At 70.9% G+C, this 11,378-nt stretch carries 13 protein-coding genes and 1 tRNA gene; 5 read left to right on the top strand and 9 right to left on the bottom strand.

What is annotated here, in order from left to right:
• The first annotated feature begins 1 nt into the window (after position 1).
• Positions 2-1,069 (top strand): PucR family transcriptional regulator, encoded by a 1,068-nt coding sequence (locus ACWCSU_RS10635; protein WP_449934840.1) that lies wholly within the window; start codon positions 2-4, stop codon positions 1,067-1,069.
• Here ACWCSU_RS10635 and ACWCSU_RS10630 read toward each other — a convergent pair.
• From ACWCSU_RS10630 to ACWCSU_RS10620, 3 genes are all read right to left on the bottom strand, one after another.
• Entirely contained in the window at positions 1,054-1,773 is a 720-nt protein-coding gene (locus ACWCSU_RS10630) for a glycoside hydrolase family 16 protein (protein WP_364092529.1), read from the bottom strand. The genes ACWCSU_RS10635 and ACWCSU_RS10630 overlap by 16 nt on opposite strands.
• A gap of 160 nt (positions 1,774-1,933) precedes the next feature.
• Complete coding sequence (locus tag ACWCSU_RS10625) at positions 1,934-3,037, bottom strand: glycosyltransferase (protein WP_357704595.1); 1,104 nt, start codon at positions 3,035-3,037, stop codon at positions 1,934-1,936.
• A 106-nt stretch (positions 3,038-3,143) separates the two neighbouring features.
• Positions 3,144-4,976, bottom strand: a complete 1,833-nt coding sequence (locus ACWCSU_RS10620) for a SpoIIE family protein phosphatase (protein WP_449934839.1) — start codon at positions 4,974-4,976, stop codon at positions 3,144-3,146.
• Positions 4,977-5,049: 73 nt separating this feature from the next.
• Here ACWCSU_RS10620 and ACWCSU_RS10615 point away from each other — a divergent pair, with 73 nt between their 5' ends.
• Positions 5,050-5,757 carry an ANTAR domain-containing response regulator gene (locus tag ACWCSU_RS10615; protein ID WP_357704599.1) on the top strand — a complete coding sequence of 236 codons (708 nt, stop codon included), beginning with the start codon at positions 5,050-5,052 and terminating at the stop codon, positions 5,755-5,757.
• Between the two features lie 4 nt (positions 5,758-5,761).
• On the opposite strand, the gene ACWCSU_RS10610 is transcribed toward ACWCSU_RS10615, so the two are convergent.
• Positions 5,762-6,118 carry an STAS domain-containing protein gene (locus ACWCSU_RS10610; protein ID WP_357704633.1) on the bottom strand — a complete coding sequence of 119 codons (357 nt, stop codon included), beginning with the start codon at positions 6,116-6,118 and terminating at the stop codon, positions 5,762-5,764.
• A 176-nt stretch (positions 6,119-6,294) separates the two neighbouring features.
• Here ACWCSU_RS10610 and ACWCSU_RS10605 point away from each other — a divergent pair, with 176 nt between their 5' ends.
• Both ACWCSU_RS10605 and ACWCSU_RS10600 read left to right on the top strand, forming a co-directional pair.
• Positions 6,295-7,068, top strand: a complete 774-nt coding sequence (locus ACWCSU_RS10605; RefSeq protein WP_364092523.1) for a SigB/SigF/SigG family RNA polymerase sigma factor — start codon at positions 6,295-6,297, stop codon at positions 7,066-7,068.
• A 37-nt stretch (positions 7,069-7,105) separates the two neighbouring features.
• On the top strand, positions 7,106-7,519 hold the full coding sequence (locus ACWCSU_RS10600) for an ATP-binding protein (protein ID WP_449934838.1): 414 nt from the start codon (positions 7,106-7,108) through the stop codon (positions 7,517-7,519).
• Between the two features lie 102 nt (positions 7,520-7,621).
• Here ACWCSU_RS10600 and ACWCSU_RS10595 read toward each other — a convergent pair whose 3' ends face one another.
• The 4 genes from ACWCSU_RS10595 to ACWCSU_RS10580 all read right to left on the bottom strand — a co-directional run bounded on the left by ACWCSU_RS10595 (position 7,622) and on the right by ACWCSU_RS10580 (position 9,940).
• A complete protein-coding gene (locus tag ACWCSU_RS10595) occupies positions 7,622-7,819 on the bottom strand; it encodes a hypothetical protein (RefSeq protein ID WP_364092520.1) in 198 nt (65 codons plus the stop codon).
• A gap of 5 nt (positions 7,820-7,824) precedes the next feature.
• Positions 7,825-8,892, bottom strand: coding sequence for a hypothetical protein (locus ACWCSU_RS10590; RefSeq protein WP_449934837.1), 1,068 nt, complete (start codon positions 8,890-8,892; stop codon positions 7,825-7,827).
• A 6-nt stretch (positions 8,893-8,898) separates the two neighbouring features.
• The gene (locus ACWCSU_RS10585) at positions 8,899-9,444 is read right to left on the bottom strand and encodes a hypothetical protein (protein ID WP_357704609.1); all 546 of its coding nucleotides are present in this window, start codon (positions 9,442-9,444) and stop codon (positions 8,899-8,901) included.
• Positions 9,445-9,514: 70 nt separating this feature from the next.
• Positions 9,515-9,940 (bottom strand): hypothetical protein, encoded by a 426-nt coding sequence (locus ACWCSU_RS10580; protein ID WP_449934836.1) that lies wholly within the window; start codon positions 9,938-9,940, stop codon positions 9,515-9,517.
• A gap of 93 nt (positions 9,941-10,033) precedes the next feature.
• Here ACWCSU_RS10580 and ACWCSU_RS10575 point away from each other — a divergent pair.
• Positions 10,034-10,107: transfer RNA gene (locus ACWCSU_RS10575), tRNA-Pro, on the top strand.
• A gap of 81 nt (positions 10,108-10,188) precedes the next feature.
• On the opposite strand, the gene ACWCSU_RS10570 is transcribed toward ACWCSU_RS10575, so the two are convergent.
• Positions 10,189-11,376: a site-specific integrase gene (locus tag ACWCSU_RS10570; RefSeq protein WP_449934835.1), complete on the bottom strand. Its 1,188-nt coding sequence runs from the start codon at positions 11,374-11,376 to the stop codon at positions 10,189-10,191.
• Between the last annotated feature and the right edge of the window lie 2 nt (positions 11,377-11,378).

Below are 11,378 nucleotides of genomic sequence, written 5' to 3'. Positions count from 1 at the left end.
AATGCACAACACGTCCGACCTTCAGGAAATAGTCGACGAGATCGCCGCCACGCTGGGGGCGTCCGCGACGCTGGAGGACCGCTCGTTCCGGCTGCTCGCCTACGGCGCCCAGCACGGCGACATCGACACGGTCCGCCAGGAGTCGATCCTGCGCCGCCGCGCCACCGGCGAGGTGCGCGACTACTTCGAACGCTACGGCATCGCCAGGGCCGGCGGCCCGGTCCGCATCCCCGCGGACGCCGAGCTCAAAGTGCTGGCGCGGGTCTGCTGGCCGCTGCGGCACGGCGAGGTCACCTACGGCTACCTGTGGCTGCTGGACTCCGGCAGCCTTGCCGACGAGGCGCTGGGCCGCGTCGCGCCGCTGGTCGCCAGGGCCGCCGCCGCGCTCGCCCAGGAGGCCAGGAGCCGCCAGGACCTCGGTCGTGGCCTGCTCGCCCTGCTCTCGGCCGACCCCGAGGAGCGCGCCGCGGCCTCCATCGAGGTTCCCGGCCCGGTCGCCGCCGTCGCCGTGCGCGAGTCCAGCGAGCGGGTGGCCGCCCTCTGGACGCTCCCACGCGGCGTGCTGGCCCGCACCGGCTCGCCCGTCGCCCTGCTCGCCCCCGCCCACCTGGCCGGGGAGGTCGCCCAGACCCTGCAGAGCGCGTACGGCACCGCCGCCGGCATCGGGGCCCCCAGGTCCGACCCGGCCGAGGCGTGGCAGAGCTGGCGCGAGGCCCGTCAGGCGCTGCGCATCGCCGAGCACTTCCCCCGGCACGCCCCCATCGCCCGCTGGCAGGACCTGGGCGTGCACCGCCTGCTGGCCCGCCTCGGCCGCTCCGACCTGCGCGAGCTGGCCGCCGAGACCGCCGCGCTGGACGCCGAGCTGGCCCAGACGCTGGAGGTCTACCTCGACCTCGGCGGCCACGCCCAGAAGACGGCCGCCGAGCTGGGGATCCACCGCCAGACCCTCTACTACCGCCTCGGCAAGGCCGAACGCCTCCTGCACCGGGACCTGTCCGAGGGCGACGACCGGCTGACCGTGCACCTCGGCCTGAAGGCGGCCAGGCTGCTGCCTCAGGACGGCCGGTAGACCTTCACCCAGTCCACGTACATGGAGACCGTCGCCGGGGTGGCGGAGTCGCGGCACCGGGGCTCGCACACCACGTCGTTCTGCAGCGCCAGGCCCATCCGGTCGCTGTCGGGCACGTAGGGGCCGCGGTAGTCCCACACCTTCCTGCCGTCCAGCCAGAACGTCAGCCGGCCGGGGAGCCAGTCCACCGCGGCGGTGTGCCAGCGGGTGAAGTCGGCCCGGAGCTGCCGCTGCGCGCGCCCGCGGCCGCCGTGCACGAAGATGCCGCCGCCCTGCCGGCGCGGATCCACGATCTCGGCGAAGTCGACCTCGGCGTAGCCGTCGCCCTCGCCCTGGGAGGTGGGCCAGAGCAGCGCGACCGGCGTGTAGCCGTTGCCCGCCTCGGCCCTGAACCGCACCTCCCACCTGCCGTACCGCTGGGCCAGCCGGGTGGCCACGCCGCCGGACAGGTCCCTGCCGCCGTACCGGCCGCCCTTGAGGCGCAACATCCCGTTCGCGACCGTGGCGGCCTTGCCTGTACGGGGGTTACGCTCCGCGTCCGGCGAGTGGTAGACCATCCACCTGCTCGTGTCGACCGAGGAGCCGTCGAAGTTCTCGACGAGGACGGGCGCGCCCCACCTCGACGTCTCCGCCTGTGCGCTCTGGGGGAGGGCGAGGGCCGTGATGAGCGCCGCCGCCGCCAGGATCGAACCGCGTGTAGACATGCGGACCATCGAAGCAAAGGCGTCACTCCGGTAACAAGGGCCCCTTCCGGACAGGCATGGCGCCCCGCCCGGGTCGACTCGTCCTGCGCAGCGGCTCCCGGTTCCGCCCGGGGACGGCGAGAGGCGGGCGGCTGTCGCCGCCCGCCTCTCGTACGTTCCGTCAGGCGCAGGCCGCCTCGTAGACGCGGACCAGCTCCTGGCTCACGCGCTCCCAGGAGTAGCGCGAGCGGGCGCGGTCGGCGCCGGCGTACCCGAGCGCGGTGCGCAGCGTCGGGTCGCACAGCAGCTCGCGGGCCAGCCGCGCGGTGCGCGCCGGGCGGTCCGGCGGGACCAGCAGGCCGGTCACGCCGTCGATCACGGAGTCGAGGTGGGCGCCCACGGCCGAGGCGATCACCGGCACGCCGCAGGCCATGGCCTCCAGCGCGACGACGCCCGTCGCGGCCTCGCGCGGCACCGACACCACGGCGTCCGCGCTGCGCATCAGCTTGGGCACCGAGGCCCGCTTGACCTGCCCGAGCAGCGTCACCCGGTCGGCGACGCCGAGCTGCTCGGCCAGCGCCCGCAGCCGGCGCGCGTCCCTGTCCTGGTCCAGGTCCTCGGGCTCGGGGCCGCCCGCGATGACCAGCTCCACGTCCGTCAGCCCCTGCAGCGCCCGCACCGCCGTGTACGCCCCGCGCTCGGGCGACAGCGGCCCCACGTGCACCAGCCGCTTGCGGGCGCCCTTGGTGGCGATCGCCCCGCGTCGCTGGAAGCGCTCGGTGTCCACACCATGCGGCACGATCGCGATGTTCCCGCGCGGCACGCCCAGCCTGATCAACGCCGACTCCTCGTCGCCCGAGCCGGCGATGACCGCCTTGGCCCGGCGTCCCAGCGCCCGCTCCAGCTTCTGGTGCGTGGCGTCCACGGTGTGGAAGGTCTGCATGACCGGCACGTCCAAGCCCTTGGCACCCGCCACGGCGGCGAGGCCCCCGGTCCAGGAGTGGGCGTGGATGACGTCCGGCCGCTCCTGGTTCCACCGCTTCATCAGGTGCTCGCCCACGTCGTTCAGGTACGGGACGAGGTCTTCCGGCATGAGGTCCTTGGCCGGGCCCACGTCGATCTGCTCCAGAGTGACCCCCGGGGCCACCCGCGTCTTGGGCTTGCCCTCGGCGTCGTCACGGCGGGAGTAGATGGTGACGTGGTGCTCGCGCCCCAGCTCGCGTGCTACGGAGAGAATACGGTGGTGCTGGTTTCCCTTGGCGGACGCGACGATCGCAATATTCATGGCACACCTCAGCGTGGAAAAGGCTTCAAGGTGTGCCTGCGTCTTAGGCACGTTGTTCTACGGAAAGACAATACCCATGTTTAGCCGGATCGCAAACCCCCGCAGATCAGACACCCTTGAGGGCGAGGACGACGATCTCGTCCCACACCTGGCCGCCGGAGAAAGCGTGCCGGTCTGCCTCCACGGCCTTGACCACGGTGGCCGGTGACTGCCCCGCGCAACGCCCCAGCACGTCGGCCAGCCGCTCCTCGCCGTACGGCTCGCCGGAGTCGTTCCTGGAGGAGATCAGGCCCTCGGAGTAGAGCACCAGCGTCTCCCCGACGGAGACCGTCAGCTCCTGCACGCCCGTCTCGGCCTCGGGGGAGATGCCCAGCGGCACGCCGCCGCCCGCCGCGAAGCGCACGTTGCCGTCGGGCTGCAGCAGCGCCGCCGGATGATGGCCCGCCGAGGACAACTGGATCTTCCGGCCCTTGACGAACCCCGCCACGGCCATCACGAACATGCCCGTTCCCTGCGCCACCAAGGCCTGGTTGACCTTGCGGATCACCAGGTCGGGGTGGGACTCCCAGGTGCTGAGCACCCGCAGCCCGCCGCGCACCATGGCGCTGACCGAGGCCGCCTCCTCGCCCTTGCCCGCCGCGCCGCCCAGGGCGAACCCCCAGCCGCCCGCGACCGGGAACACGTCGTAGAACTCCGCGCCCACCGAGGCGCCCGGGTGGTAGACCGCCGACGCCTCGTAGCCGGGCACGTCGGGCAGGTTGCGCGGGGCCACGCTGGCCGACAGGGCGTCGGCGGCGCGCGAACGGCTCTGGAAGCTCGACTGGGCGCGTACGGCCAGGCCGAGCTGCATCCCGACGTCCTGCAGGACGCCGAGGTCGGCCAGCGAGAACGGCTGCCTGTCGTGCGTGCGCACCAGCGTCAGCACCCCGTCGGACTGCCCGATCGGCACCGACAACATCGAGCCGGCCCCCATCGCGGTCAGCAGCGGCCCGTCGGCGGCGAAGCCGAGCAGCGACTCGTCGTCGACCATCTCGTGCACCACGCCCGAGCCGCGCTCCAGCACCTGCATCACCACCTGGCTGCCGGCCGGGTCGGCCGACTCCACCAGCCGCACCAGGTCGCCCAGCGGGTGGTTCTTCGGCGCCACCACCACCGAACGCCTCGGCAGCCCGTCGCGCACCAGGTCGGCGATCACCCAGTCGGCCCACTCGGCCGCCAGCAGCCGCGTCGTCCGCGGCAGCGCCACCGGGCGCAGCAGCGCCTCCTCGTCCAGCAGCAGCGCGCCGATCCTGGCCAGCAGGTCCTGCCGCCTGGACGCGGCCAGCAGCAGCGCACCGTCGGACTGCTCCGGCCGTCGCCCGCCGGGCTCGGGCAGCTGCACCTCGGTGGGCAGCGCCACGGCCGCCACCATCTGCTGCGGCTCGCCCGGCATCGTCACCCGCGTCAGCGCGAGCTGCACGGTGTGCGTCCGGCCCTGGTGCGCCAGCCGCGTCTCGAACGCCGACGGCTGCCCGGTCTGCAGCACCGAGTTCAGGTGCGAGCGGAACGCCGCCCGCCTGGAGACGTCGACCAGCAGCGGGAACGACCGCCCGACCAGGTAGCCGTCAGGGCTGCCGAGCACCCGCGAGGTCTCGGGGTTGATCCGCCGGACCACCCCGCCGCCGTCGAGCACGATCACCGGCACCGGGAAGGCCCGGAACACCTGGCGCAGCAGCTTCAGCTCGCGCTGTGTGCCGTCCTTCTTGCTCGCGGCCCGCTTGGGCGCCTTGCGCAGCGCCTCGCGCGCCTCGGCCAGCAACTCGGCGGCGGTGTCCAGTTCGGCCAGGGCGGCGTCGAGCGTGGGCGCGAGGTCGGTAGGGTAGGCGGTCCTCGCCTCACGCAAGGACGACACGCGTCCCGCCAGCGCGTCCAGAGCGTGTTCGAGGTCCGGCATGGTCATCCTTTGACGCTACGCCACCGGGGATAACGGTAGCCATAAGGGGTAGGGGCTTCTTGCTATGGAATCGACGGCGATGATCACTCCCGGGCTTGCCCGAGACCTGGCGGCGCTGGGGCGGCTGGGCGAGGACACCTCCACGGAGAGCGTCCTGCGCGGCCTGACCACGGCGCTGGCGGCCGGTGTGCCCGGGTGCTCGGGCGGCTCGGCCGAACACTGGCGCGACCAGCGGGTGCTGGTCTCCGGCTCGCACAGCGAGCTGATCATGCTGGTCGAGGGCGAGCGCGAGCTCGGCGAGGGGCCCTCTCTCGAGGCCCGCCAGAGCGGCGCCCGCGCGAGCCTGGGCGACGTGCTGACCGACAGCCGCTGGCCCCGCTACAACGCACTGGCGACCCGCTGGGGGGTGCGGTCGGTACTGATCGTGCCCATCGAGGTGGCGCCGGCGCAGCTCATCGTCGGACTCTACTCGGTCCGCAGGGGAGCCTTCTCCCCGCAGGCCGCCCACTCGCTGGCCGACATGCTGACCGAGCAGGTCGGGGTGGCCATGGCCAACATGTGGGAGTTCGAGGAGGTGCGCACCGACGCCGCCCAGCTCCAGGAGGCCCTGGCCGGACGGTCGGTCATCGACCAGGCCAAGGGCATCATCATGCAGACCAGCGGGTGCACGGCCGAGGCCGCCTTCGAGGAGCTGCGCAGGATCTCGCAGCACCATCAGGTCAAGGTGGCCGATCTGGCCAGGCTCCTGGTGGAGGAGCATCAGCGCAAGTCGACGCGTCGCGCATAGGGCCTCAGCCGATGGCGGCCAGCGCGTCGTCGAGCGTGTCGTACAGCGGCAGGCGCTGGGCCAGCCCGGTGATCCACATCACTTTCGACTTCGAGTACTCCACTCCCACCAGGGCGAACTTCGAACCCGACGTCAGGCTGGTCTGCCAGTGATGGACTATCAGCCCGAGCGCGCGCGAATCCATGAACGTCACCCCGGCCAGGTCGAGTATCAGGTCGGTGCCGGTGAGCGACAGGTAGTCGGCGAACTGCTCACGCGTCGTGGCGTCGAGCACGCCGTCGACCTTGACGACTGTGATCTCGTCGACGGTCGACGACGTCAGGCTCAGGGCGGCCACGGGCCCCTCGCCGTTTTCGGGCATTGTCACGAAGCAACCCTACTGTCACCACGCGACCGAGGAATACTTCTCGCGGCAGGGGGGACACTGGATCCGAAGTCCAGCAGAGGGCTTCCGTCTCGAGAGTAGAGCGAGGCGTGCCTCTGCCTGGGCTTTTTCTGCTGGCGGAGGCCGCCCTGCGACCCATATGAGGAGCAGCGATGGCTGTGCAGGAATACGTCCTCGAGGAGATGTCAGCAGAAGACCTCCTGGCCGAGATGGTCAGGGAAGGCACACCCGACAGCCACAGGGAACGGCTGCGCGAGCGCATCGTGGAGATGCACCGGCCGCTGGCCATGGAGATCGCCAGGCGTTACCGCTACCGGGGCGAACCTCTGGAGGACCTCCTCCAGGCCGCGTACGTCGGCCTGATGAAGGCCGTCAACGGCTTCGACCCGAGCCTCGGCCACGCCTTCAGGGGCTACGCCGTCGTCACGATGACCGGTGAGGTCAAGCGGCACTTCCGCGACCGCACCTGGGCCATCCGGGTTCCGCGCCTCTACCAGGAGCGCCGGTCCGAGCTCAACCGGCTCGTCGCCGACCTCAGCCAGGACCTCGGCAGGTCCCCGACCGTGGCCGAGCTGGCCGCGAAGATGAACATCTCGGAGGAGGACGTCCTGCTCACCCTCGACGCCTCGGCCGCGTACAGCACGCTGTCGCTCGACGCGCCGCTCGGCACCGACGACGACGCGGCCTCGCTCGGCGACGTCATCCCCGAGGACGACGACACGCTGAGCACCATGGTCGACCGTGAGGCCGTCAAGCCGCTCATCGACGCGCTGCCCAGCCGCGAGAAGCACATCCTGCTGCTGCGCTTCTTCGGCAACATGACGCAGGCCGAGATCGCCGCGGAGTTCGGCATCTCGCAGATGCACGTCTCACGGATTCTCCGTAAGGTACTCGACCAGCTCCGCAGTGAGCTGCTGGTCGGTTAGCCGCTGGTCGGCTGGTGAGAGAAAGGCGAGTCGCCGGGTGAACGAGGACGTCGAGCCTCAGTCGGGCTACACGAGCCCGCCACCCGGCGTGCCCGTGAAGGAGCTGCGCTTCCGGCTGCCGGATCTGCCGACGGTCCGGCAGTTCGCCGAGGACGAGGCTCGCGCCGTCGGGATGCCCGAGGAGGCGGTCGGCGACTTCGTCATCGCGGTCAACGAGGTGGCGACCAACGCGGTCACGCACGGGGCCGGCCGGGCCGCGATGCGGACGTGGGTGATCGGCGGGGACCTGGTGGTCGAGGTGCACGACGAGGGGTCCTGGAAGCCCGGGCCGCTGCCGGGGGCCGTCGGGGGGATGGGGTTGTGGGTGGCCCGGCTGCTCTCCTCCGATTTCACGTTGCGGGTGGGGAGCGGGGGGAGCACCGTGATCATGAGGTTTCCCGGTAAGGGGTGACCTCGGTTTTTTGTCTGGATATTTGCCTGCATCTGATGCTTTGGGGGTCCGGGCGGGAGGCTTGGTCGGCCTCCCGCCCGGACCCTTTGTTCTTGTCCTGGCTCAGCGGCGGGTGCGTCCGCGCCAGTTGCCGGACCCACTGCGGACGCTCGCCGTGCCGATACCTGCCTGGTGCAGGGCCAGCAAGGTCAGACCCAGCAGGACGAACGTCATGCCGGAGATCCCACCGGGGATCCTCACGCCCACCAGGTCGAGCAGGAAGCCCAACCCGAAGATGATCGCTGCGACGACCGCGAGCATGCCGGTCACCTCCTCGTTTCAGCGGACAGATTGTGCGTGGACAGCGCGAGCAGCCGCTCCAGGACGTTGCGGTAGTCCCGGAACGCCTGCCGCAGGTCCTCGGTGTCGGGGGAGTCGACGTCCTTCCAGCGGTCGCGAAGAGCGCCGGTACGGCTGGTGAGGGAGTTCGTCAGCGACTCCACCACCTCGCCGACCAGGCCGTCGGCGCGCTGGATCGCCTCGGCGGGGTCGTCCACGAAGGATGCCTGGACGTCGCGCCAGCGGGCCTGAACCTCGGCGGGGTCCTGGTCGAACAGGGCGACCTCCAGGGGGGCCGCGTGCGAGGGGACGTCCTCCGCGGGAGCCCCCTCGACGGGAGCCTTTTCCGCCGGTCGCTCGTCCTCGGTGCGCTCGCCGTCGGTGAGTTCGTGGTCAGAGGGGTCGCTGTCGGAGCGGTCGCGGACGGAGGAGGCGCGGTCGTCGCTCAGCCGGTCGTGCGCCAGGTCGTCGTCGGCCCGGTCGCCGTGGACCAGGACGTCCTCCTGAGCCTGTTCGCCGTGGGGCAGTTCGTCCCGCGGGTGGTCGCTGTGGACCAGCACGTCGTCGGAACGTTCGCCGTGGTGTGTCCCGGTTCCGGACAGGACGTCCCGGGAGGTCTCGTGTCCAGGCGTCTCGCCGGCGTGGACGTCAGCGTGGACGTGGGCGGGGACGTGGGCGGGGACGTCGGCGGGGATGTCGGTGTGGGCCGGGTCGGGGGCCGGGGTGGGGGAGCGGTGGTCGGTGCCGCGTCCGAGAGGGGTGTCGCGCTCCGGATCGCCTGGCAGGTCGCCGGCCGTGTCGGAGTTCGCATAGGGGTCCTTGTAGGGCGGCTCGTGATCGTCGTCCCGGTCGTGGTCCCGGTCGTGGTCACGGCCGGGGACCGTGGGGGTGTACCCGTGGGTCACCGGGGTGTGACCGGCCTCGTTCCGGTAGCCACTGTCGTACCGATCGCCGGTCTGGTCGGCCGGATCCTTGTGCTCGTCCTCCCCGTGAGCCCCGTCCGACCGCTGCGACGGGACCTTGAGCTCGTCCTCACTTCTTCTGCTGCTGCTCATCTACACTCACCGCCCTCGCGTGGTCTCGTGCAGCAGTTCCTCGAACAACGCGCGGTAGTGCACCATGGCCTGCCGGAGCTCCTCGGTCGAGGCTTCCTTCCTGACCGCCCGCCCGCTGATCTCGTGGGCCGTCCTGTAGTGGTCGAGAGTGGCCGCGTGCCCGACGGACAGGTCGGACAGCCGCTGCTCGAAGTCGTCCGTGGGATAGCCCCGTTCCGCCATCACCGAGGTGACGAGCTGGTCAGCCTCGGTGACCGCGAACCCGGGGGCGTCGACGAAACGCTCCTGGACCTCGGTCCACCGGTTGGCGTAGGTGTCGCGCGTCTCCTCAGGCAGCGGACGGATGTCGAGCTCGGAATGGCGCTGCTCGCGGGCGATGAGCTCCCGCTCGGCGTCACGCCGGTTGTCGCTCTCGGCCACCGTACGCTCGTACTCAGGGCCGAAACGTTCGCGGAGACGGCTGCGGCGTTGCTGCTGTAGCACGACAAAGCCCACTGCGGCGAGCGCCACCACCGCGACCACGACGACGGCCACCCAGATCAAGGTGGTCATTATGTTCGCCTCCGGTCTCTGTAATGAGACCTGCGACTGCCCACGATCAAGGCCGTCGAAACTCGCGTACTCAGTGAGCTGCGAGCCCTTCCCTGGCGGCCTCCAGCACCGTCGCGACGTGTGAGCCCGCCGGCGGCGCCGGGACCTCACTGAACCCTTCGGCCGCGTCGTACCGCACGTCGAGCCCCGCGTCCACGAGCCGCTGAGCCCACCGCAGAGCCGTGTTCAACCGCTCGGCCGCCGGCGGCTTCCCCTGCGCGGCCGCCGACAGGTTCCGCAGGTTCGTCGCCGGCCCGGACTGCGCGTGCACGCGCGCCAGCTTCCACGGGACGGCGGCACTGTGGTCGAGCATCGGCTTGGCCAGCCCCGCGGCCCGCTTGGCCTGCAGCACCCCGGACTCGGACACCCCGAAATGAGCGGCCAGTTCCTGCACGCTCATCCCGCCGGCCACCAGCCGCGCCAGCTCCGCCCGATCAACGCTCGGCCTCCGCCCCACCACGCCCTCCGCTCCCGCTTTCCGTGTACGCGCCTACCTCCGATGTGCGCTAAGGTTATGACGTCCCGCCCCGCAAGGGGCGGCCGACACAACCGGGACGTAGCGCAGCTTGGTAGCGCACTTGACTGGGGGTCAAGGGGTCGCAGGTTCAAATCCTGTCGTCCCGACGGTTGCGAAAGGCCGATTGACTTGGGCATAAGCCCAGGTCAATCGGCCTTTTCTCCTGTCGCGATCTTGAGAGTGATTTCCTAAGCAACTCGCAGCTGGGGACCACTTGGGGACCACGTCGCCGCCATGTGCGCGCTGAGCGCATTCCCGGCCTCGGCGATGGCGCTGAGGTCTGGATGAAGGTAGCGCTGTGTAGTCGTCAGAGACCCGTGGCCGGCGATCTTGCGAAGGACATGGACGGGGACCCCGGCGTCGGCCATCCACGTCAGTCCGGTGTGGCGGAGATCGTGACGGCGAAGATGTTCGTAGCCGAGCTGGGTGACGACCTCGTCCCAGTGCGTCGCGTCGCGGAGGACCGCGGTGCTGATGCGACCGCCCCGTGGCCCGGTGAACAGTCGAGCCTCAGGATCATCAGTGTCGACGGCTGCGAGCCGGTTGGAGACCAAGCCCCGGATCTCGGCGATGATCGGCACCTTGCGGGCTCGCTTGCCCTTGGTCCCCTTGTCGGCCAGCCCGCCCGGACTCGGTGTGGTCTGCCGGCGCACCGTCCACGTCCAGGTTCTGGTGTCGATGTCGCCGACCCGGACACCGGAGACCTCGCCGATGCGCGCGGCCGTGCACGCCGCGAAGATGACGATGTCTCCCCAGCCCTGATACTTGTCTCTGGAACGTTCCACAAGCGCCTGAGCCAGCCGTTCCAGTGCCGCCCGGTTGGGCAGCGCCAGGGCCCGCGGGTCGTCCAGCTCGTCCTCGGCCCGCTTGTACTCGTGCTGCCAGCCCGTCACACGAGCAGGGTTGCGGTCGATGATGCCGTCCCGGACGGCCTGCTCCATGACGCGGACCAGGATGGCCAGGCTGTTCTTCACCGTGGAGCGGCTGCATTCGTCCGCGATCCATCCATGCACGACCCGGTCCACAAGACCGTTGGTGATCATCCGTACGCCCAGGTGTCCAAGAGCGGGGACCACGCGTTTGCGCCATCCCGACATGTACGGAGCGAGAGTCTTGGGCTCCAGGCCGCGCACCGCCAGGGGCATCACGCCCTCGCCGTACTCCTCGAGGGTGGAGGTGGCCGCCTTGGGGTCGATACCGCTTTTGGCCAGCCGCTCAATGGACTGGATCCAGCCGTCAGCAGCCTCTTGCGTGGTGAACGCCTCGGACTTGGACAGGCGCTGTCGCGTCGCCTGATCCCGCCAGCGCACTCGAGCCCGATAGGGCGAGACCCTGTCGCGCCGGTACTCGACGTCGATGGAGAGCGGCACTCCCATGG

The sequence above is a fragment of the Nonomuraea sp. NPDC001699 genome (assembly GCF_053596455.1).
Note: the sequence above shows the minus strand (reverse complement) of the source record. Positions and strands in the feature narration are given on the sequence as shown.